The 21,853-nt window shown below is 71.1% G+C and carries 19 protein-coding genes and 1 tRNA gene; 12 read left to right on the top strand and 8 right to left on the bottom strand.

Features of this window, described 5'->3' with window-relative positions; all coding sequences use genetic code 11:
* Positions 1-84: 84 nt before the first annotated feature.
* Both BLQ63_RS15635 and BLQ63_RS15630 read right to left on the bottom strand, forming a co-directional pair.
* The gene (locus tag BLQ63_RS15635) at positions 85-1,215 is read right to left on the bottom strand and encodes a hypothetical protein (RefSeq protein WP_091036982.1); all 1,131 of its coding nucleotides are present in this window, start codon (positions 1,213-1,215) and stop codon (positions 85-87) included.
* 10 nt (positions 1,216-1,225) lie between these two features.
* The gene (locus BLQ63_RS15630; protein WP_091036979.1) at positions 1,226-1,543 is read right to left on the bottom strand and encodes a hypothetical protein; all 318 of its coding nucleotides are present in this window, start codon (positions 1,541-1,543) and stop codon (positions 1,226-1,228) included.
* Positions 1,544-1,756: 213 nt separating this feature from the next.
* On the opposite strand from BLQ63_RS15630, the gene BLQ63_RS15625 reads away from it, so the two are divergent.
* Positions 1,757-3,310, top strand: coding sequence for a hypothetical protein (locus BLQ63_RS15625; protein WP_091036976.1), 1,554 nt, complete (start codon positions 1,757-1,759; stop codon positions 3,308-3,310).
* A gap of 35 nt (positions 3,311-3,345) precedes the next feature.
* The gene (locus BLQ63_RS15620) at positions 3,346-3,681 is read left to right on the top strand and encodes a hypothetical protein (protein WP_091036973.1); all 336 of its coding nucleotides are present in this window, start codon (positions 3,346-3,348) and stop codon (positions 3,679-3,681) included.
* A 147-nt stretch (positions 3,682-3,828) separates the two neighbouring features.
* Here the strand turns inward: BLQ63_RS15620 and BLQ63_RS15615 are convergent, their stop codons facing one another.
* Entirely contained in the window at positions 3,829-5,667 is a 1,839-nt protein-coding gene (locus BLQ63_RS15615) for an acyl-CoA dehydrogenase (RefSeq protein WP_091036965.1), read from the bottom strand.
* A 391-nt stretch (positions 5,668-6,058) separates the two neighbouring features.
* Here BLQ63_RS15615 and BLQ63_RS28490 point away from each other — a divergent pair, with 391 nt between their 5' ends.
* Positions 6,059-6,199 (top strand): hypothetical protein, encoded by a 141-nt coding sequence (locus BLQ63_RS28490; protein ID WP_177154961.1) that lies wholly within the window; start codon positions 6,059-6,061, stop codon positions 6,197-6,199.
* 183 nt (positions 6,200-6,382) lie between these two features.
* Here the strand turns inward: BLQ63_RS28490 and BLQ63_RS15610 are convergent, their stop codons facing one another.
* Positions 6,383-7,486 (bottom strand): PP2C family protein-serine/threonine phosphatase, encoded by a 1,104-nt coding sequence (locus BLQ63_RS15610; RefSeq protein WP_245680980.1) that lies wholly within the window; start codon positions 7,484-7,486, stop codon positions 6,383-6,385.
* A gap of 507 nt (positions 7,487-7,993) precedes the next feature.
* Here BLQ63_RS15610 and BLQ63_RS15605 point away from each other — a divergent pair.
* From BLQ63_RS15605 to BLQ63_RS15570, 8 genes are all read left to right on the top strand, one after another.
* Positions 7,994-8,473, top strand: coding sequence for a GNAT family N-acetyltransferase (locus BLQ63_RS15605; RefSeq protein WP_245680979.1), 480 nt, complete (start codon positions 7,994-7,996; stop codon positions 8,471-8,473).
* 241 nt (positions 8,474-8,714) lie between these two features.
* Positions 8,715-9,548, top strand: a complete 834-nt coding sequence (locus BLQ63_RS15600) for a serine protease (RefSeq protein ID WP_177154960.1) — start codon at positions 8,715-8,717, stop codon at positions 9,546-9,548.
* Between the two features lie 282 nt (positions 9,549-9,830).
* Positions 9,831-10,643 carry a S1 family peptidase gene (locus BLQ63_RS15595; protein WP_091036956.1) on the top strand — a complete coding sequence of 271 codons (813 nt, stop codon included), beginning with the start codon at positions 9,831-9,833 and terminating at the stop codon, positions 10,641-10,643.
* Positions 10,644-10,718: 75 nt separating this feature from the next.
* Positions 10,719-10,792: transfer RNA gene (locus tag BLQ63_RS15590), tRNA-Gly, on the top strand.
* 328 nt (positions 10,793-11,120) lie between these two features.
* Positions 11,121-12,401 (top strand): extracellular solute-binding protein, encoded by a 1,281-nt coding sequence (locus BLQ63_RS15585; RefSeq protein ID WP_091036952.1) that lies wholly within the window; start codon positions 11,121-11,123, stop codon positions 12,399-12,401.
* Entirely contained in the window at positions 12,398-13,384 is a 987-nt protein-coding gene (locus tag BLQ63_RS15580) for a carbohydrate ABC transporter permease (protein WP_218125294.1), read from the top strand. The genes BLQ63_RS15585 and BLQ63_RS15580 overlap by 4 nt, the downstream gene beginning before the upstream one ends.
* Entirely contained in the window at positions 13,384-14,226 is an 843-nt protein-coding gene (locus BLQ63_RS15575; protein WP_091036945.1) for a carbohydrate ABC transporter permease, read from the top strand. The genes BLQ63_RS15580 and BLQ63_RS15575 overlap by 1 nt, the downstream gene beginning before the upstream one ends.
* A gap of 97 nt (positions 14,227-14,323) precedes the next feature.
* The gene (locus tag BLQ63_RS15570; RefSeq protein ID WP_091036942.1) at positions 14,324-16,216 is read left to right on the top strand and encodes a beta-propeller domain-containing protein; all 1,893 of its coding nucleotides are present in this window, start codon (positions 14,324-14,326) and stop codon (positions 16,214-16,216) included.
* Positions 16,217-16,292: 76 nt separating this feature from the next.
* Here BLQ63_RS15570 and BLQ63_RS15565 read toward each other — a convergent pair whose 3' ends face one another.
* Both BLQ63_RS15565 and BLQ63_RS15560 read right to left on the bottom strand, forming a co-directional pair.
* Positions 16,293-17,129 carry an ABC transporter permease gene (locus tag BLQ63_RS15565; protein ID WP_091036938.1) on the bottom strand — a complete coding sequence of 279 codons (837 nt, stop codon included), beginning with the start codon at positions 17,127-17,129 and terminating at the stop codon, positions 16,293-16,295.
* Positions 17,126-18,082 carry an ATP-binding cassette domain-containing protein gene (locus BLQ63_RS15560; RefSeq protein WP_091036933.1) on the bottom strand — a complete coding sequence of 319 codons (957 nt, stop codon included), beginning with the start codon at positions 18,080-18,082 and terminating at the stop codon, positions 17,126-17,128. The genes BLQ63_RS15565 and BLQ63_RS15560 overlap by 4 nt, the downstream gene beginning before the upstream one ends.
* A gap of 86 nt (positions 18,083-18,168) precedes the next feature.
* Between BLQ63_RS15560 and BLQ63_RS15555 the strand changes: the two genes are divergently transcribed.
* Positions 18,169-18,963, top strand: coding sequence for a TetR/AcrR family transcriptional regulator (locus tag BLQ63_RS15555; RefSeq protein ID WP_091036930.1), 795 nt, complete (start codon positions 18,169-18,171; stop codon positions 18,961-18,963).
* Between the two features lie 57 nt (positions 18,964-19,020).
* Here the strand turns inward: BLQ63_RS15555 and BLQ63_RS15550 are convergent, their stop codons facing one another.
* Together BLQ63_RS15550 and BLQ63_RS15545 are read right to left on the bottom strand one after the other, a co-directional pair.
* Entirely contained in the window at positions 19,021-19,971 is a 951-nt protein-coding gene (locus BLQ63_RS15550; RefSeq protein ID WP_091036926.1) for a DUF4253 domain-containing protein, read from the bottom strand.
* A 505-nt stretch (positions 19,972-20,476) separates the two neighbouring features.
* Positions 20,477-21,238: an SGNH/GDSL hydrolase family protein gene (locus tag BLQ63_RS15545; RefSeq protein ID WP_091036922.1), complete on the bottom strand. Its 762-nt coding sequence runs from the start codon at positions 21,236-21,238 to the stop codon at positions 20,477-20,479.
* Between the last annotated feature and the right edge of the window lie 615 nt (positions 21,239-21,853).

The raw sequence follows: 21,853 nt of genomic DNA, 5'->3' as shown, positions 1-21,853 counted from the left end.
CCGGTTCCGGAAGCGGCCGAAGCGACAGGGAGTCCGAGCCCGCCCGGCTCGGACTCCCTTCCTCTCCCCCTGCGCCCGCCTGCCTCAGGCGTAGGGGTCGTCGTCCGCCTTGCCGATGCCCCACACGTCCTCTTCGGGGTCCTCGATCAGGTGCGTCTCGCGGCCGGTCTCCTCGTCGCCGCCGGGTCCGCCGCGGGCCCCGCCCGCACCGGCGCCCGTCATGGCGCCCGCGCCCGGCCTGGCGCCCGCGGCGGTCGCCCCCGCGCCGACCGGCGCGCTCATCGCACCGCCCACGCCTCCCATGCCGCCCGCGGTCGCCGCGCCCGCACCGGAACCCAGGCCGCCGGCGCCGAGACCGCCGCCGCCCAGCCCGCCCGAGCCGAGGCCGCCGCCGGAGGCGAGGCCGCCGGAGAGGTCGTCGGGGTCGGGCAGTTCCGAAGCGTCCCAAGGATTGTCCAGCTCCGGCGTCTCCGGCTGCGCGAGATCGTCCATGGCCGAGGGATCCTGCGGGGTCTCCGGCTGCTGCGTGTCGGAGGCGGCCGGCTCCTCCTCCTGGGGCTCCTCCGATTCCTCCTCAGTGGACTCCTCTTCTTCTTCCTCTTCGCCGCCGGACTCCTCACCCGCGGCGCCCGACTCGTCCCCGGCGCCCGCCGAATCGTCCTGGGCCGTGCCCGCCTTGTCCTCCAAGGGCTGCAGGACCGACGCGATCGACTCGAGCACGGCCCCCGACGTCGCGTCCGCCGCGTTGATCAGCCCCAGGATCCCCTGCAGCTGCAGCGTTCCGGCCGCCGCCTGTGCCTGGAGCGAGGCCTCGAGGAGCCCCGCGAGCGGCCCCGCCGAAGCGATGAGCGAGCGCTGCGCCGCGCTCAGCATCACCAGCGGCGAGGGCAGGATGTCGAACCCGAGCCCCTTGAGCACGCCGTCGGCGGTCTGCAGCGCCGTGCAGTCGGCGGACAGCTGGACGCCGGTCGCGTCCAGCACCGTCGAGGCGGCCGCGATCTCGCTCCCGACATCGCCGATGTGGGTCACGACCGCCGTGACCTCGGCGTTGAACGCCTCGTTCGCGGTGTCCTTCCAGTGGCTGTTGATCTCGCCGACCTTCGTGCCGTAGTCGGCCAGGTGGGAGACGAGGTCGCCCGCCGCGGCCGTGGTCTCCGCGGCGAAGGCGAGGAACTCCGACGGCGCCGCCGTCATCGCTTCCTGGTAGCTGGGCATGGGTGGTCTCCTAACCGGCGGTGGGAATGTCGTTGTGGATGCCGCCGAAGCGGTCGCCCGCCGCATGGTCGGCGGCGTCGAAGTCGTCGGCGCTGCCGACCACCTGCTCGCCCTGCCAGTCCAGGCGGCGCTCGATGCCCGCGGTGCAGGCCGCGAGCGCGGTCTGCCACCGGCGGCCCGCGTCGCCGGTGGCGAAACCGGGGTTGCGCTCGGCCGCGGCCTGCGCCGGGCGCTCCACCCTCCGCGACGCGTTCTGCGCGCCGGGGGCGAGGCCGCGGAGCCCGGAGCCGCCCGATCGCACATCGTCAACGTCCATGTGCACGGTCATGGGGTACCTCCTTCGAGGTCTTCGAGGTGTCGACGCCCGTCGGGGCGGACGCCCGGCGGCGTCCCGCATACTCTCGCGCCCGCCGTCACGGGACGGTCCCGCCTCTGTGGAACGCGGGGCATGACGGATTCGTGACACGGCGGTCTTCCATGGGCGGCACACGCATCGATGGAGCGCGGGCCGAGCGCCCGGGCCGGAGGAAGGGCGCTGGCGATGACCGACAGCCTGTTCGCGAGCGGCGACGCGGCCGAGGAGGGCGCCGGCGACGGCGCCGGCCTGTACTTCGAGGCGTCGCTGGAGGCGCCCTCGTTCGAGTTCACGATCGCCTTCGGCGACACCGCGGGCTCGGGCGCCGAACGCGCCGGATGCTCCTCGGCGGCCTGCCCGCACCCCGTCGCGCACCCCGCCGAGGAGGACTGGGTGCAGCTGGCGTCGGCGGTGCCGGCGGAGGGGCAGCTGCACCGCTTCAAGCCCCGGTGCGAGGGCATGGCCTACCCGACCGAAGACGACTTCAGGGCCGCGGTGACCGCGGTCCGGCCCCAGGACCCCGACGCGTTCTCCCTGCAGCGCTTGCGCACCGGCTGGACCGACGAGGTGGGCGCGCGGATCGGGTCCTGGCCCGACCGGTTGAAGTCGCGGCTGTCGGCGCTCGCGGAGGGATGGGCCGGAGAGGACTTCGAGGCGTTCGCCGCGCAGGCCGACGAGGCGCGGGCGCTCCTGGAGGGCGTGATCGACGACATCGACGCGACCACCGCCGAACTGGCGACCTGCGAGACGGCGATCTACACGCTCCAGGGCGGGGACTCGGGCGAGATCCCCTACCCCGCACCGATGGTCGGCGTGGAGGGCGAGTGGTCGAACCTCGTCTCGCTGCACCTGCGGCCCGCGTGGTGGCACGGCGACTGCATCCGGATGACCTGCGAGGAGGCCGAGAAGGCCATGGAACTGGCCGGGGCGGACCCGCGGCTGGCGACCGACGTGCGGGAGTTCATCGAGGAGCGCGTCGGCTCGGCCCTGTCGGGACTCGGGGCGCTCGTGGCGGACGTGCGGGCGCTCGCGGGCGAGGAGGCGAAGGAGCTCTTCACCGACCGGGTCGCCGCCGAGCTGGCGGGGTACTTCGAACGGCAGGCGGCGATCGACGAGGCCATCGCGGCCAAGCGCGACGGGCAGAGCGAGGAGCTGACGGCCTTGGGCCCCACGGGAGAGGACCGTCCGCTCCCCGGCGGCGCCGACACGTCCTATATGGATCTGGCGGCGCCGGAGGCGGAGCGGCCGTCGCCGCCGGCCGCCCCGCGGGCGACGCAGGACCCGAGCCCGGTCCCGCCCGGCGGCGACGGGACGGTGCGCGAGGACCAGGCCCCACAGGACGAGGACGAGGCGGACGACGACGTCGCGGGCGGCCTCGCCTCCGGCGGCGGTTTCGGCTCGGGCCCGGGCGGCGCGTTCGGCTCCAGCGGCGGCAGCGCGATGCGCGCGGGAGGCGCGATGGGCCCGGGCGGGGCCGGCGGCGTGCCGCAGGGGCTGTTCGGACCCGCGGTCACCGCACCGGTGCCGACCGCGGGGCCCGCAGGAGCGGGAGGCGGCGCGGGCGGCGGCGTCCGCCCGGGCATGGCCCCGGCGCACCAGCAGGGCGGCGCCGCGGGCAGGGACGCCAAGCGGTACGACGAGGACGAGGCGGAGGAGGACGAGCGGCCGCAGGACCTCACCAGGCGCGAGACCGGAAACCTCTGGGGCTACGTCAAACCGAACGAGGACCCGTACAACTGACCGGCGCGGGCCGGTCCACGAGCGAAGGAGGACCCATGGGCGAGCGAGTGTTCGACCCCGCGGCGATCGGGGAGTACCGCCAGCTCCTGCTGGAGCTGCTGGACGAGTTGGAGAACGACGTGATCCCGGTGCTGGGCACCGGGACGCTGAGCCGGGCGCCGGCGCTGGGGACCGCGCCGGGCGCGCCCGAAGCGGCCGGGCGGTACCTGGAGTTCCACGCCGCGACCTGGCGGAACCTGCAGTACCTGCGGGGGACGCTGCACGGCATGGAGGCGGCGCTGGCCGCGGCCTCGAGCGGCGAGGAGGAGGCCAACGCGGCCTTCCTGGAGTTCGGCACAACGGCCTCGATCCCGACCGATCCGGAGATTTGAGTTCCGCATCGCAACGGCCGTCCACAAACCCCCACCCACCACTGGAGGGGAAAAGACTGTCGCGCCGCTCGATCCTCCCGCGGGGGTATGACAAGACCCGGGCCCTTCCGGGCCCGGGTCGCTCGTTCTCACCCGATCGTGTCGCCTTTAGAACGCCCCGTCCGGGAGGTCCATCGGCACCAGGTCGGCGGCCTCGACGACCTTGCGGTCGGCGGTGATGCGCGGCAGCACCTCCTTGGCGAAGAACTTCGCCGAGGCGACCTTCCCGCGGTAGAAGTCGTCGTCCGCGCCCGCGTCGAGCTTGTTCTGCGCGACCTCGCCCTGGCGCAGCAGCAGCCAGCCGACCATCAGGTCGCCGACGGCCAGCAGCAGGCGCCGCGAGTGCAGCCCGGCCTTGTACAGCTCGCGCGGCTCGCCCGACATCGGGCCCATCAGCGCGGGCTGGAGCGCCTCGAGGATGCCCTGCACGTCGCCGAGCGCGCGCAGCACCTTCCCGCGCGTCTCCTCCAGGTCCGCGTGCCCGTCCTGCGCGGTCGCCATGATCTCGGCGGCCAGGGCCATGAGCGACTCGCCGTTGTCCCTGATGATCTTGCGGAACAGGAAGTCGAGGCTCTGGATCGCGGTCGTGCCCTCGTAGAGGGTGTCGATCTTCGCGTCCCGCACGTACTGCTCCAGCGGGTAGTCCTGGAGGTAGCCGGAGCCGCCGAAGGTCTGGAGCGACTCCGAGCTCAGCAGCTCGTACGCCCGCTCCGAACCGCAGCCCTTGACCAGCGGCAGCAGCAGGTCGTTGATCTTCTTGGCGGTCTCGGCCGCCTCCTCGTCGCCGTCGGCCTCTGCCAGCAGGGCCTTGTCCTGCCACGACGCGGTGTACGCCACGAGCGCGCGCAGACCCTCGGCGTAGGACTTCTGGAGCAGCAGCGAGCGGCGCACGTCCGGGTGCTTGATGATCGGCACGCGCGGGGCGGTCTTGTCGGTCGACTGGAGCAGGTCGGCGCCCTGGATGCGGCTCTTGGCGTAGTCGAGCGCGTTCAGGTAGCCGCTGGAGAGCGTGGCGATCGCCTTGGTGCCCACCATCATCCGCGCGTACTCGATGATGAGGAACATCTGGCGGATGCCCTCGTGCTTGTCGCCGAGGAGCCAGCCCTTCGCAGGGGTCTTCTCGCCGAAGGTCAGCTCGGCTGTCGCGGAGACCTTCAGGCCCATCTTGTGCTCGATGTTGGTGACCTTGACGCCGTTGCGCGCGCCGAGCTCGCCGGTCTCGGGGTCGAACTCGTACTTGGGGACGATGAACAGGCTCAGGCCCTTGGTGCCGGGCCCGCCGACGCCCTCGACGCCCACGGGCCGGGCCAGGACGTAGTGGATGATGTTGTCGGTCATGTCCTGGTCGCCCGAGGTGATGAACCGCTTGACGCCCTCGATGTGCCAGGAGCCGTCGGGCTGGAGGTGGGCCTTGGTGGTGCCCGCGCCGACGTCGGAGCCCGCGTCGGGCTCGGTGAGGACCATCGTGGCGCCCCAGCCCTTCTCGATGAAGAGCTTCGCCCACTCCTGCTGCTCCGGGGTGCCCTCGCGGTAGGCGCTGTGCGCGAACGAGGAGCCGGCGGCGTACATCCAAAGGGCGGGGTTGGCCCCGAGCACGAGCTCGGCCAGCGACCACCAGAGCATGCGGGGCGCGGAGGTGCCGCCGAGGACCTCGGGGAGGTCGAGGCGCCAGTACTCGGCGTCGATGAACGCCTTGTAGGACTTCTTGAAGGCTTCGGGGAGCGTCACCGAGTTGGTGGCGGCGTCGAACACGGGCGGGTTGCGGTCGCCTTCGACGAAGCTGGCGGCGAGCTCCTCCTCGGACAGGCGCGCGAGCTCGCGCAGGACCTCGCGGGCCGTGGCCTCGTCCAGGTCCGCGAAAGCCTCGTGTTCGAGGATCTTGTCCGCTCCGAAGACCTCGAAGAGATTGAACTCGAGGTCTCGAAGGTTGTGGCGGAAGTGCGTCATTGCGGGTCCTCCATTACTCGGTGGTAACCACCATCATATTACCCGCCAGTAGGTAGCTCAAGCGTCCCGCGCAAGGAGCCGGGGCGCGTGTCGGATTTCCGCCACGCCGCCGAGCCGCGAAAAGGCCCGTAACCGACTCTAGCCTGCAAAACGGGCAGCGCGCGGACCCCGTTCGCCGAAGTGCGCCGGGGGTCCGGCACCCGCCTCCGGCATCGGGGCCCGGGGTCCGGCATCGGCGTCCGATCGCCGCCTCCGACGTCCGCCCGCGTGCGACGCGTCCATCGATCGGGTGAGCGGGCCGGGGTTTCTCCGCACCGCCGTAACCGGCGCACCCGTGCCTCGTTGAACCGGGAAACAGACCGCCTGTGCGATCACACCAGGAGTCGCCCCCATGATCCGAGCCGTCGCCGACCGCATCGCCGCCCGCGCCCGACCCGCCTACGTCGGCCGCCACCGCCGCGCCAGACCCGTGCTCCAGCGCGTCTTCGGCGCGCCCGGGCCCGCCGCCCCCGCAGAGGGGGCCGTCTCGTGAGCGTTCCCAGGTTCCCGCCGGTGCGCCTGACCAAGCGCCGCCGCGCCGCTCCCCGGCTGCGCGCCCTCAGGCGCTGCCGCGTCGGGCGCACGGCATGACGGATGAGCACGGGCGCAGCGGTTTCGGGCCCGACCGGGCCCAGACGGCATGACGAACTAGCACGAACCGGACGGCGTCCGGGCCTCAGTCTGAATCGGGCCGGTAGTCCAGGAGCAGCAGGGCGATGTCGTCGGTCAGCGGGCCGCCGACCCAGCGCCGCAGCGCCGACTCAAGCGAGGCCAGGCCGTCGCCCACGTTCCCGTGCCCGATGAGGCTCCAGGCCCGCTCGCGGATCGGGAAGAACTCCCCGTCCTTGCGCGCCTCGGCCAGGCCGTCCGTGTACAGGAAGATCCGGTCCCCCGGCTGGAGCCGCAGCGTCAGCTCGCTCGGCGTGGGGTTGAGCCCCAGCGGCGGCGCCATCGACTCGGGCTCCAGATACGTCGCCACCCCGTCGCGCACCAGCATCGGCGGCGGATGCCCGCAGTTGACGATCTCGAGCGTCCCGCCCCGCTCCTGGAGCAGGATCGCGGTCACGAAGTCCTCGTCGCCCGCGTTGCGGGCCACCGCGTGGTCGAGGTCGGTGATCATGCACCGCTGGTCGGCCCGCTCGAACGCCACGTGCCGGTACGAGCCGAGCACCGTCGAGGAGAGCCGCACCGCGTCCAGGCCCTTGCCCCGCACGTCGCCGATGATGATCCGCACCCCGAAGTCGGTGTCCAGGGCCTCGTACAGGTCCCCGCCGATCTCCGCGCCCGAGCGCGCCGAGACGTACCGGGCCGCGATGTCGAAGGGTCCCAGCCGCTCCCCGATCGGCCGCAGGATGGCCTGCTGCACCACCGAGGCCAGCTGCGTCAGCCGCTTGAGCCGCTCGTCGTCGCGCTCGCGCACGATCGCCACCGCCGCCGAGATCACCACCGCCACGGCCACGACCAGGAAGTCCACCCCGTAGGCGGCCACGCTGGAGACGGCGAAGTCGTGCAGGATCCACAGGTACCCGAAGGCGGCCGCCATGCTCGCCAGCCCGACCCCGGCCACCCAGCGCCACGGCAGGAACGCCGAGGCCACCAGCGGAGGCAGGGCCAGCCACGAGACGGCGTGCGAGTCGTCGCGCACGGTCAGGCGCAGGCCGACCAGGACGACCACGACGGCGAAGGCGGCGGTGAACGCCGACCGCACCGAAGGTGCCGACCAGCCGTTCAACCGGTCAGCGCGGGCCATGGCGGGCCTGCGACGCATCGTCGTGCGCATGTGGGCGAATGCCTCCTTCCTACCGGATCGCGGCCGGGTCGCCGTGCATTCGAGACGGACCCGGAGCGGGAGTACCCCGTTCGGGCGCGGGCGCGCCCTGCCGTGGCCGGAAGGGAGCGTCTCGCCCGCAAGCGGTTCGGTCGCAGCGGCGCGGGGATCAGGGCGCCGGACTTCGACCGTCGTCGATGGGGTGCCCGGAGCGCCGGACCCGATTCGAGCATCGCCGATGTGAAGATCGTAATGGTCCGCGCGGCGCTACCGGGCGTGGAGGAGCCTGCCGGACGGGTAAGGGCGAAGTCTGTGCGTTCGGTCGACCCGAGGCGACGAAAGGGCCGCCCCGGCCTCATCTGTTCGGACGGTACCGAACCGTCCTGAACTGGGCGCCGCATCACGGTCGCGCCGGTCCGTCCCCCCGACGGGGCGGGTCCGGTTCGCGCGCCGCGGACCCCGCCGTGCGTGATGCAGCGCTCTGGCACCGTGACCATCGGTTGTGCGAAAGTTGTGGGCGTGGAAATCCAGATTGCGCGCACCCACTTCGACAGCCCTGTGGCGCAGACGCTCTGCGACGAGATCCAGGCCGAGTACGTGCGCCGCTACGGCGGCGGCGACGAGACGGCCCTGGGGGCGGGCGACTTCGACCCGCCGAACGGGGACTTCCTGGTGGCCTACGACGAGTCGGGCGAGCCGCTGGGATGCGGCGGCTGGCGGACGCACGAGGACGACGCCGAGATGAAGCGCGTCTACGTGCGCGAGCACGCCCGCCGGCAGGGCCTGGCCCGGCGGCTGGTGGCGGCGGTGGAGGCCTCCGCGGCCGCGGCCGGGCGCAGGCGGCTCATCCTCGAGACCGGGCCCGAGCAGCCCGAGGCGATCGCGATGTACCGCGCCCTGGGCTACGTCCCGGTGACCCCCTTCGGGTTCTACGCGTCGGAAGAAGGGTCGCTCCACCTGGGCAAGGAGCTGCGCTCGAAGCAGTCCGCGGACGCGTAGTCCAGGGGCGCAAGCACTTTCGGACCGGACGGCGGGGCCGTCCGGTCCTTTTCGCGTGCCCTACAAGAGGAGCGGCCGGCTGTCAACCCGTGCCGCACGCGACTGGCATTGAAGACGTTTGCCGCTATTTCACTGAATACTCATCAATACCCCCGCACAACCATCAATCCAGCACATGGCGTCTTTCGGTCTAGGAAGGCCAAATCGGCCGTTCCGCACATCCATCCCGAAAGGATTCACAGTGGACAGGAATAGGAAGCACCTGATCCGCCTCGGCGCGGGCCTCGCGGCCGGCGTCGGCGCCGCCGCGATCGCGTGGGCCGGCGTCGCCGCCAACGCGGAGGACAACACCCCCGAGGGCGGCTTCGAGGCCCAGATCATCGGCGGCCAGCCCGCCGAGGAGGGCCAGTTCCCCTGGCTCGTGGGCCTCGGCTCGCCCGGCGAGGGCACCCCCTGGGAGCGCCAGTTCTGCGGCGGCTCGGTGATCGCCGAGGACGTCGTGCTCACCGCCGCGCACTGCGTCGAGGACGCCACCGCCGAGGACCTCGTGATCTTCTCGGGTTCGGTCGACCTCGAGTCGGACGCGATCGTGGAGACCGCCGTGGCCGACCTGCACGTCGCCGAGGACTACAACGACCCGGTCGCGTTCGCGAACGACTGGGCGCTGCTCAAGCTCGCCGAACCGGTCGACGTCGAGCCGATCGCGCTCGGCGCCGAGTCGGCCGAGCTCGACGTCCTGGAGGTCGCCGGCTGGGGCGACACCGGGGAGGAGTACCCGGTCGTCGCCGAATGGGTCGAGGTGCCCTTCGTCAGCGACGCCGACTGCGAGGCGGCCTACCCCGACGAGGTCGACGCGGCCTCCATGCTGTGCGCGGGCGACCTCGCCAACGGCGGCGTGGACTCCTGCCAGGGCGACTCCGGCGGCCCGATCATGACCCCCGCCGGCGACGAGCAGGTGCTCGTGGGCATCGTCAGCTGGGGCTACGGCTGCGCCGAGGCCGGCAACCCGGGCGTGTACTCGGAGATCGCCGGCTTCGCCGACGCGATCGACGAGGTCCTCGCGGGCTGGGAGTAGCCGCGCGGCCGCCCTCGCGGCGGTCCGACACGCTCCCGCGGGGGCCGGGCGGCCGATCCCGCCCGGCCCCCGCCGCGCTCCGTCCTCAGTGCCGTTGACCGAATTGGACGTTTGCACCACGTCCATCCTCATTGATGTCCGCAACAAGGTGATTCGCCGTTATTCAGTGAAATATCGCTTGCGTCGTGATTATTTAAATATGAGTGCTTTTCCCGTAAGGTCTGGGGCGGCAGGCAGTCAACATCGCCGCTTCCTCACCACCCTTACGGAAGGAACTCGCGCGTGTACAACCGCAGAAAGACCCTCACCCGTATCGGCGCCCTCGCCGCCGTCGGCCTCGGCGCCGCGGCACTGGCGCTCGGCACCACCGGCGCGAACGCCGAAGAGGCCGCCCCCGAGGGCGGCTTCGACGCCCAGATCATCGGCGGCCAGCCCGCCGAGGAGGGCCAGTTCCCCTGGATCGTCGCCCTCGCCGACGCCGGCGACCCGTCGTTCAACTACTGCGGCGGCCAGCTCATCGCCGAGGACGTCGTCCTCACCGCCGCCCACTGCACCGAGGGCACCGCCGCCGCCGACGTGGTCATCCGCCACGGCGGCACCGACATCACCCAGACCGACGTCTACGAGGTCGCCGAGATCGTCGTCGCCGACGGCTTCGACGGCTCGACCATGGTCAACGACTGGTCGCTCATCCGGCTCGCCGAGCCGATCACCGGGGCCGAGACTCTGCCGCTGGCCGACGCCGACACCAAGGACTGGGGCACCCTGACCGTCGCCGGCTGGGGCACCACCGAGTCCGGCTCGACCTCGCAGGACCTGCTCTACGTCGACGTCCCCTACGTCACCGACGGCGAGTGCGACGGGGCCTACGGCGCCGAGTTCGACGACGCCACCATGCTGTGTGCGGGCGACCTCGCCAACGGCGGCGTGGACTCCTGCCAGGGCGACTCGGGCGGCCCGCTCGTGTCCGCCGACGGCGTCCTGGTCGGCATCGTCAGCTGGGGCTACGGCTGCGCCGAGGCCGGCAACCCGGGCGTCTACGCGAACGTCGGGCTCCTGCACGACGACATCACGGCCGCCCTGGCCGCGCTGTAGGGACCGCGCGGCGGGGCCGGAATGCCCCGCCGCGGCGGCCTTGTATACTTCGTGCGGCTCTGTTCGTCAGAGCGCGCGGGTGTAGTTCACTGGTAGAATGCGACCTTCCCAAGGTTGAGAAGCGGGTTCGATTCCCGTCACCCGCTCCAGGATGCGAAGCGTCGCAGATCCGCAACAATTTTCACGGCCGTCCCGGCTCCGGGGCGGCCGTTTCGCCGTTTCGGGACCCTTTTTCAAACCCCCGGAATTGGCATCGACCTGCATGGATACGTCGATCGCTTGACCGCCGGGGTGCCGCGGAGAGACCCTCTTCACATTCGTCGGCGTCGCAGGTACTATGACCGCATCGAAAGTTTCCGATACTTGTTCCGAAAGTTTCGGTGGCGTTGCCGTACCCGGGCGAACCTCGCGCCCGGCGAACGGCGGCGGCGCCCCCGACTCCTACCGGACCACGCATCCCTCGAAAGGACGACTCCGATGCGCAAACCCTTGAGGCGACTCCGGGCGGCCCTCGCCGCCGGCGCCGCCGCCTCTCTCGCGCTGACCGCCGCCGCGTGCGGCGACAGCGGCGAGAGCGACGCCGACATCACCTGGTGGCACATCCAGAACCAGGACCCGCTCATGTCCACGTGGCAGGAGTTCGCCGACGACTTCAGCGCGGACAACGACCTCACCATCGACGTGCAGGCCATCGAGAACCAGGCGTTCAAGGACCGCATGGGAACCGCCTCGCAGTCCGGCGACGTGCCCGACATCTTCCACACCTGGGGCGGCGGCGTCCTCGCCGAGCAGGTCGAGGCCGGCCTCGTGCAGGACCTCACCGGCAAGCTCGACTGCATCGACCAGATCAACCCGATCGCCCTCGAGCCCTACACGATCGACGGCAAGCTCTACGGCATGCCGTTCGACGCCGGCGTCGTCGGATTCTGGTACAACATGGACCTCTTCGCCCAGGCCGGCATCGACGCGCCCCCGGCCACCTGGGACGAGTTCCTCACCGCCGTCCAGGCACTCAAGGACGCCGACATCGCGCCGATCGCCCTCGCCGGCGCCGACAAGTGGCCCGGCCACTACTACTGGACCTACCTCGCGATGCGCACCGTCGGCCTCGACGGCCTCGAGGCCGCGGCCGAAGCCGGAGACTTCTCCGACGAGGGCTTCATCCAGGCCGGCGAGATGGTCGCCGAACTCGCCGCGATGGAACCGTTCCAGCCCGGCTTCGAATCCGCCGTCTACGGCGAGGCCGACGGCCAGTCCGCGGTCATGGGCGAAGGCCTGGCCGCGATGGAGCTGATGGGCCAGTGGGCCCCCCAGGCCCAGCGCGACAACTCCGGCACCGAGGGACCCGAGAACCTCGGGTTCTTCCCCTTCCCGACGGTCACGGGCGGCGCCGGCACCACCACCGAGTGGCTCGGCGGCGGCAACGGCTACGCGGTCGCGGCCGACGCCCCCGACGAGGCGCTCGACTTCCTGTGCAACTTCATGGAGCCCGAGAACTACTCCCGCGCCATCACCGAGGGCAACCTGACCCCGGTGGCCGCCGACCCCGCGTCGGTCGCGCCCGAGATGAACGAGGACACCCAGAAGGTCGTCGACGCGCTCGCCACCGCCACCGGGACGCAGCTCTACCTCGACCAGGCGTACCCGCCGGCCATCGGCGGCGTCATCAACGACGCGACCGAGGGGCTCCTCCTCGGCCAGGTCACCCCTGAGGACTTCGTGACGATGGTCAACGACGCCTGGGCGGCCGAGGCGTGACACTCAAGGAGTCCCCTGGGGCCTCCCCGGTGACGGGGCGCTCGGACCGCCGCGCGGGCACCAGCCCGCGCCGGCGGTCCGGGCGCCCCGGCGCGGGGACCCTCGCGACGTTCATCGCCCCCGGCCTGATGCTGTTCCTGCTGTTCGTGATCGTCCCGGTGCTGTTCGCCGCGTACGTCGCGTTCTTCCGTTGGAACGGCCTCGGCGGCGTGCCGACCGACTTCGTCGGCCTGGAGAACTTCCGGAACCTGCTCCAGGACGAGGTGTTCCTCGGCGACCTGTGGCGCCTGGGCCTCATCGTGGTCCTGTCCCTGGCGGTCCAGCTGCCCCTCTCGTTCGGGCTCGCGATGCTGCTGCACCAGCGCTTCCCCGGGCGCACCGCGTTCCGGCTGCTGTTCTTCGTGCCGTACGTCCTCACCGAGGCGGTCACGGCCGTCCTGTTCCGCCTGGTGCTCTCGCCCAACCGCGGCTTCGCCGACTCGCTCCTGGCGACCGTCGGCATCGACACCCACATCGGCTGGCTGTCGGACCGCAACATCGTCATGTTCGTCATCTTCGGCATCCTCACCTGGAAGTTCTTCGGCTTCCACATGATCCTGTTCCTGGCCGGGCGCCAGAACATCCCCGACGAGCTGTACGAGGCCGCCGCCATCGACGGCGCCACCGGGGCCCAGGCGTTCCGCAGCATCACCCTGCCGCTCATGGGCCCGACCGTGCGGATGATCGTGTTCCTGTCCATCATCGGCTCCGTCCAGCTGTTCGACCTGGTGTACGTGCTCACCGGCGGCGGTCCGTTCCACGCCTCCGAGACCCTCGCGATCACCATGTACGAGCAGGGCTTCCAGCGCAACCAGATCGGCTACGCCTCGGCGCTGTCGATCGCGATGTTCCTCATCAGCCTCGTGTTCGCGCTGCTCTACCAGCGCTTCGTCCTCAACCGCGACCTCCAGGGGTCGCTCACCAACGCAGGGGGGAACCGCTGATGAAGGTCAACACGCCTCGCGCCCGCCTCCTGCGCCACACCGGCATCTACGTGGCCGCGTTCCTGACGACCGCGTTCGTGGCGACGCCGATCCTGTTCGCGCTCCTGGGCGGCTTCAAGGACAACCAGCAGCTGCGCGAGAACGCGCTCGGGCTGCCGAACCCGTGGAACGTCCAGAACTACACCGACGTCCTGGAGTCGGGCGCGTTCTGGCAGCAGGTCTTCAGCTCCATCTTCATCGCGCTCATCACGACGTTCATCGTCGTGGCCTGCTCGGCGATGATCGCGTTCGTGTTCGCCCGCTTCGCCTTCCGGGGCCGCGAGGGGCTGTTTACGCTCTTCGCCGCCGGGATGATGTTCCCCTTCGCGGTGGCGGTGCTGCCGCTGTTCATCATCCTGCGCAGCTTCGAACTGCTCAACAGCCCGCTCGGCGTGATCCTGCCGCAGGCCGCGTTCGGCCTGCCGCTGACGATCATCATCCTGCGCACGTTCTTCCGCTCCATCCCCGGCGAGGTGGAGGAGGCCGCGACCATCGACGGCGCGGGGCCGTGGCTGTTCTTCACCCGCATCCTGCTGCCGATGTCGCGGCCGGTGCTCGCCACGACCTCGGTGCTCGCGCTCGTCGGCTCCTGGAACTCGTTCCTGCTGCCGCTGGTGGTGCTCCAGAAGTCGACCTGGTGGACGCTCCCGCTGGGCGTCACCCAGTTCAGCGGCCAGTACGCCTCGGACACGGCGAAGGTGCTGGCGTTCGTCATGCTGGCGATGCTCCCGGCGCTGGTGTTCTACGCGTTCGCCGAACGGCACCTCATCAGCGGCCTGACCTCGGGCGGCACCAAGGGGTGAGCCGTCCCGACACGACACGGGCCCGGGGGGCGGGACCTCCCCGGGCCCGTCTTCGCGTCGAGGGAACCGAACGCGGCCACCCGGCGTCCGAAGGAACATGAAGACCAGACTCCTCACCGCACTCGCCGCGGCCGCCGCCCTCGGCGCCGCCGGGTGCACCGCATCCCCCGACGACGACACCGTGCCCGATCCCGTTCAGTGGGTGCCGGTCTCGGCGCAGCTCGCCTCCTACCAGACCTGCGACGAAGCCCTGGAGGGCATCCAGGACGCGGCGATCACCGCCCTCAGCGGCTGGAGCACCGGCCCCTACGGAACCGAAGAGCTCGCCCGAGGCGACGAAGGCGCCATGGCGGAGGAGGACAGCTTCGCGGGCGCCGGGACCGAAGCCGCCGACGGCTCCTACTCCGAGACGAACAACGCCGTTGCCGGCGTTGACGAACCGGACGTGGTCAAGACCGACGGGACCGTGGTCTACAGCGTCACGGACTATCGGCTGCGAGCGGTCGACACCCGCTCGGCCGAGGTGGTCGCCGAGCGCGGCATGCCCGACGCCTCCTGGGACCACCAGCTGTTCCTCAGCGAGCACTCGCTCATGGTGATGTACACGAACGACGTGCAGACCGACGAGTCCTACTACAGCGAGTTCACGCTGGAGCGCCTGGACCCCGAGACCCTGGACGTGCTCGACCGGTTCACCATGGAGGGCTCCATGGTCGACGCGCGACTGGTGGGCGGCGAGGTGCGCCTGGCGGTGTCCTCCCAGCCGCAGATGCAGCCGGTGTGGGACCTCATGTGGTCGGGCGAGGCCGACGAGGACGACATCGCCGCCGCCGTGCGCGACACGGAGATCGAGGACTGGCTGCCCGAGTACTTCGTCAACGACGAGGCGGGGCAGGTCGACTGCGAGAACGTGGCCCACCCCGAGCGCTTCTCCGGCTCCTCGGTGAGCGTGTTCGCCCTCCCCGCCGAGGACGCCTGGCCGCTGGTCGAGCCGCACACGATCATGGCCGACGGCGAGACGGTCCACGGCACCGCCGACAGCCTCTACCTGGCGCACTACGACTACTCGTGGGACGAGGAGGAGTCCAAGGCCGAGTCGGAGATCTACCGGTTCGCGTTCGAGGACGGCGCTCCGCGCCTCGCGGGCGAGGCCGCGGTCCCCGGGTCGCTCTTGAACCAGTACTCGCTGAGCGAGTACGACGGGCACCTGCGGGTGGCGACGACCGAGACCCCGGGCTGGGGCTGCCCGATGGAGGCCATGTGCGCCTGGGGCGGCGACGCCGCCGAGGTCGCCGAGCCCTCCAAGTCCACGGTCACGGTGTTCTCGGTCGGCGACGACTCCCTGGAGGAGACCGGATCGGTGAGCGATCTCGGCGTGGACGAGCAGATCTACGCGGTCAGGTTCATCGGCGACACCGGTTACGTGGTGACGTTCCGCCAGACCGACCCGCTGTACACCCTGGACCTGTCCGATCCGGCGAACCCGGTCGTGACGGGCGAACTCAAGATCACCGGGTACTCGGGCTACCTGCACCCGGTCGGGGCCGACCGGCTGCTCGGCGTCGGCCAGGAGGCCACTGAGGAGGGTCAGACGACCGGACTCCAGGTGAGCCTGTTCGACACGGGCGCAGCCGAAGCGACGGTCCTCGACCAGTACCAGCGGGAGGGGGCGCAGTCGAGCGTCGAGTGGGAGCCGCACGCGTTCCTGTACTGGGAGGAGACCGGCATCGCGGTGGTCCCGGCGACCGAGTGGGGCGACTACGGCGACGAGTTCGCTACCGGCGCCGTGGTGCTGGAAGTCGGAGAGGACTCGCTCAGCGAAGCCGCGTGGATCACCCAGTCCGAGGCGAACGAGAGCGACCCGTACCTGGGCGAGATCCTGCGCGCGATGGTGATCGACGGCCGGCTCTGGACCCTGTCCAACACCGGACTCCAAGCGAACGAACTGGGCGGCGACTACGAGACCACCGCCTGGGTGAGCTTCCAGTAGGGGGAAAGCCGGGCCCGCACCGCAATTCGGGTGGCGGTGCGGGCCCGTTCCTGTTTCCCGCAGGTCTTTCTCGGACTTAGCGGCCGAGGTTGCGGAAGCGGCGCACCGCGAGCGGCAGGAAGATCGCGGTGATGATCACCGGCCAGATCAGGGCCGCCATGAGCGCGTGCTGCTCGGGCCAGGAGTTCCCGGCGGCGACCGGGTTGCCGAACAGCTCGCGGATCGCGGTCGCGGTGGCCGACACGGGGTTCCACGCGGCGATCGCGCCGAGCCAGCCGGGCATGAGCTCGGGCGGGGTGAACACCGAGGAGACCATCCCGAACGGGAAGGCGATCGCGAAGAGGTTCCCGGCCTGCTCGACGCCCTTGACCATCAGGCCGAGCCAGACGCCGACCCAGATGAGGGCGAAGCGCAGCCACAGGAGGATCGCGAAGGCGCCCAAGGTCTCCCAGAACGTCCCGTCGCTGCGCCAGCCGATGGCGAGGGCGATGAGGAACAGCACGAACAGGTCGATGGCGGCGTGGATGGTGTCGGCGATGTTGCGCCCCACCACGACCGCCGAGGAGGCCATGGGCATGGAGCGGACCCGGTCGACGAAGCCCTTCTCCTTGGCCTCGGCGACCGCCCAGGCGGTGTTGGTGAAGCCGAAGGCCATGGTCATGGCGAACATGCCCGGCATGGCGTAGGCGACGTAGTCGACCCCGGCGCCCTCGCCGGTGACGTCCATGGCGGAACCGAAGACGTACACGAACAACAGCACCATGACGATCGGGAAGCCGAGCGCCCACAGGAAGTTGACGGGCTGGCGCCACAGGTGGGTGAACTCCTGGCCGACGATGGTCCGGTAGTCGTGGAGCGTCCATTTCAGGCGCCCGGCGAGGGTCTCGTCGGGGAGCGGGGCGAGGGTGTTCACTGCTGGCCCTCCTTCTGGGTGGTGCCGATGAGTTCGAGGAAGGCCTCGTCGAGGGTCGGGCGCCGCAGCCCGATGTCGGCGACGGTGAGGCCCTGGTCGCGCACCGCGGTGGCGGCGGCGGTGAGCGCGGCGACCGGTTCCTTGACCGGCGCCGAGACGCTGGAGGCGCCCTCGTCGGTCGCGGTCTCGCCGTCGGCGACGGCCGCGACGATGCCGTGCAGGACCGCGAGGTCCGCGGGGTCGGCGGCGACGATCTCCAGCCGGTCGGCGCCCATGCGGCGCTTGAGCCCGGCCGGGGTGTCGTCGACCAGGTTGCGGCCGTGGTCGATCACGGCGATGCGGTCGCAGAGCCGGTCGGCCTCGTCGAGGTAGTGGGTGGTGAGCACGACGGTGGTGCCGTCGGCGGCGAGGCCGGAGACGGCGTCCCAGACCTCGCGCCGCCCGGACGGGTCCAGCCCGGTGGTCGGCTCGTCGAGGAAGAGGACCTGCGGGGCGAGGATCATGCTGGCGGCCAGGTCGAGGCGGCGCTTCATGCCGCCGGAGAAGCCCTTGGCCTGGCGGTCGGCGGCGTCGCGGAGCCCGAACTGGTCGAGCAGCTGATCGGCCCGTTCGCGGGCGCGGGCCTTGGTGAGGCGGAAGAGCCGTCCGAACAGGACGAGGTTCTGGCGGGCGGTGAGCACCTCGTCGACGGCGGTCTGCTGGCCGGTGAGGCCGATGCGGCGGCGCACCTGGCGGGCGTCGCGGGCGATGTCGAACCCGGCGACGGTGGCGCTGCCGGTGTCGAAGCGCAGCAGGGTGGTGAGGATGCGGACGGTGGTGGTCTTGCCCGCGCCGTTGGGGCCCAGGAGCCCCAGGACGGTGCCGGCCTGGGCGCTGATGTCGAAGCCGTCCAGGGCTGCGGTGTCCTTGTATCGCTTGCCGAGGTTGACGGCCTCGACGGTCGTGGTGGTCATGGACTGGTCTCCCTTAATCGGGTACGGTGTACCCAGTAATAGCATACAGCGTACCCGATTAGCAAGCGCGTTAGTATGAGGCCGATATGGCGACACCACAGACGGGGGCGGGCGACCCCAAGCGCAGTCTCGAACTGCTCTGGCGCGGGTACGAACCGCAGCAGAGCAGGCCCGGGCCCAAGCCCCGGCTCACGGTCGACCGGATCGTGGAGGCCGCCATCGCGGTGGCCGACCGCGAGGGCAGCTGCTTCGGCATGCGCGAGGTCTCGGCCGAGCTGGGCGTGGGCGCCATGACGATCTACCGGTACGTGCCGGGAAAGCGCGAGCTGGTCGACCTCATGGTGGACCGGCTCTCCAAGCTCGGGCCCGACGCGCCCGACCTCGCCGCCGCGGGCTGGCGGGAGGGCCTCGAGATGCTGAGCGAGGGGACCTGGCAGGTCTACCTCGACCACACGTGGCTGCTGGAGATCAACCAGCGCCGCCCCGTGCTCGGCCCGGACTCGTTGGAGGGCTACGACTTCGCGCTCTCGGCGTTCGAGGGGCACGACCTGCCCGACCGCGAGATCAACCTGATCGTCACGGCCGTCATGAACCTCGTGACGGGGACGGCGCGCCAGTACCTGCTGGGCGACAGCGAGGACGAGGCGCCCGAGTCCGCCGAGGAGGACTGGTGGCGCGCGCAGGGGCCGTACCTGGAGCGGGCGGTGGCGTCGGGCCGGTACCGGCACATCGCGCGGTTCGCCGACCCGGGGGCGTGGGACATCACCGGGCACGAGGCGATGCGCTATGCCGTGGCCCGGTTCCTCGACGGGCTGGCCCCGCGGATGGAGGCCAGCCGCCGCAAGGGGACGGAGTTCCGGCTGCGGTTCCGGCTGGAGTAGTGCGGGTCCCGTCGTATGGGCGCTACGCCCACCTGCGGCGCTCCTGGTTCAGGAGGGCTACGCCCACCTGAAGTACCAGGCCTTGGAGCGGATCATGTGCTCGGCGAGGTCTTCGAGGGTGGGCACGCCGGAGTCGAGCAGGTCGGGGCAGTAGGCGTAGGCCTCGCCGGCGACCGCGATGGCCTCTTCTGCGGTGGGCGGGCGGGGGACGTAGAGCTCGATGACGTCGTAGGTCATGGCGACGAGTTCGGCCTCGAAGCGGCGGTGCCAGCTGTGCAGGACGGCGGCGTGCTCGGCGCCGTACAGCTCCCAGTTGGTGGAGCCCTTCCAGGGGAACATGGCCGGGATCTTCCAGCCCGCGTCGATCTCGACGAGTCCGAGCAGGCCCTCGCGCTGGGGCGTGGCGAAGTCGGAGTCGCCGCGGCGGGGCAGGATCGGGACGCCGCGTGCGGGTTCGCCGGCTTCGGCGGCCTTGTCGTGCAGGAGTTCGGCGGCGTCCATCTCCTCGGCGCGGGTGAGCTCGTCGTCGCCTTCGTGGATGATCGCCTCGCCGTTGTCGCGCCATTCGCCGGGTTCGCCGAGGAGGACGGGCATCCACCCGGTGGCCTCGGCGGACTGGCGGATGTCGAGCCACCAGCGCAGGGCGTCGGAGGCGCGGACGCCGAAGGCCCACATGGCGGTGTCGCCGCGGCGCACGAGCTGGTGCATCTTGGGGACGGCGAGTCCGGCGGCGCGCAGGTCAGCGCGGGGCGAGCCGGCGATGTCGAGGTCCTCGGAGTCGATGCGGGGCATCATCTCGTCGCGGCCGGTGCCGGGGTGGCGGGGCGGTTCGGGTTTGTCCAGTGTGAGCAGTTCGCGGCGGGGCCGCTCGGGGACGAAGATGTCGTCCGTCGGTGCGGGGAGGCCGCGGGCGGACGTCTCGGGGAGGTCGGGCTCGGGAGCCGCGGCGACCGGGGGGTCGTCGTCGGGCTCGGGTTCGAGTGCGGGCACGAGTCGCAATCCGGTCATGGGCGCCGAGGTAGCGATGCTGTCCTCCTCCTGAGCATCCGGTGAGGGTGCCGGGCTGGTCTCGGGGGCGGCATCGTCGAGGGCGCCCGACGACGGACCGCTGTCGGTCGCGTTGTCAGGCTCGGTGGCAGGTTGGGGCTGGGCGGCGGGATCTGGCACTGAATCAGGTGTGTCCCGGCGCCCCAACAGACGCTGGAGAAGTCCCACAGTTCTCCATGATGCCCTGTCCCTGCGACAGATCGAACCCCGCCCCGGCGTTTCTTTTGCGGAGGTTTCGGATCGGGGCGGCGCGACCCCCCATTGGGGAACGCGCCGACGGCGCCGTGCCCGAGGGGCGCGGCGCGGGGCGGGGGAGGTCGCTCGGGAGGGTGGGGCCTAGCGGCCGCCGCGGCCTTTGCGAAAGAGGATGCCGAAGAAGAAGGCGCAGGTCAGGATGACGACCATGACGGCCAGGAGTTTGAACAAGAGAATCAACAGCGCTCCTCGGTAGGGTTCGGGCGGCGCATCATTTCACCTTGGTGAGTTCGGGGCGCTTGGGGTTGACGGTGTCGCCGCTGGACTTGCCGGTGAGGCGGCGCTTGACCCATGGTGCGAAGTGCCTTCCGGCCCACTGGACGCCGTTCATGTCGCGGCGCGGCCGCGGCAGGTCCGGGAGCGGGGTGAGCCAGTCGGGGTCGGGTTCGACGTCGAGGGCGCGGCACACGTCGTAGGCGACCCGCTGGTGGCCGAGGGTGTTGAGGTGCAGGCGGTCGGGCGACCACAGGCGCGGGTCTTCGAAGGCCCGGTCGGCCCACAGGTCGACGAGGATCGCGTCGTGGCGCTTGGCGACCTTCTTGTAAGCGTCGTTGGTGGTGATGAACCGCTTGCGCAGCACCGAGATACCGGGGATGTGCGGGGTGACGTCGGCGCAGGTGAAGAGGATGACCTCGGCGCCGGAGGCCTTGAACAGGCGCACCACTTCGTGGGCGCGGGTGGCCAGCTGCACGGGGTTGAAGCCGGGGCGCAGGGCGTCGTTGCCGCCCGCGGCGAAGGAGACCAGGTCGGGGCTCTGCTTGATGGCGGGGACGACCTGCTCGTCGACGATGCGGTCGAAGAGGCGCCCCCGCACGGCGAGGTTGGCGTAGGCCAGGGCGGGCCACTGCTCGGCGGCGCGGAGGGCGAACAGGTCGGCCCAGCCGCGGTCGCGGCCGCCATTCGGGTCGGGGTCGCCGACGCCTTCGGTGAAGCTGTCGCCGATGGCCACGAAACTCGAGTACTCCGCCGCCATAGCCGCCCCTCCGTCGTCGCCGTGCCGCTGAGATGCCCCCACGCGAGACCTTCCGGGTGGGCGCTGACCAGCTTGCCTCACGTAGATAACGATCGGATTTCGATCAGGTGGCGAGGACGGCCACAGACGTCCAGACCGGCCGGGGGCGGCGAAAACACCGCCCCGGCGGCCCTGAAACGTGAAGGGAGGGTCCCGGCGAATCGGACATCGGGGGACCCCCGTTTTCAACGCTACGCGGCGGGTGCGACGGTCCGGGGCCGTCGCACCCGGCTAGGGCGTGTCACCGGGGATTCCCGAACCCTCCTAGCTTGATTTTTAACCTTTGGTGCTGGTCAGGTGCTGTTCTCGCTCTCTCATGGTTTTTTCGCGTTTGGCTTTCTTGCCCGGGTCGCGGATCGGTGCCTTGCGTCGATTGCGTTGCCCGGCAGGGCGTCCGGGCCCGGGTTTCGAGGGTTTCGGCGCTCTGGTCAGGCGGGGTAGGGCCGCGTGGAGGTTCGGAAAGTCCCGGCGGACGCGGGCGGGCGTGAGTCGGCCCGCGACCGCCGGGGCCTCCCAGGGCAGGCGAAGGTCGGCGGCGAGGGCGCGGGCGAGGCCGAGCTGGGTGAACGCGGCGAC

The sequence above is a fragment of the Glycomyces harbinensis genome, from assembly GCF_900101745.1.
GTDB classification, from domain to species: Bacteria; Actinomycetota; Actinomycetes; order Mycobacteriales; family Micromonosporaceae; genus Glycomyces; species Glycomyces harbinensis.
Note: the sequence above shows the minus strand (reverse complement) of the source record. Positions and strands in the feature narration are given on the sequence as shown.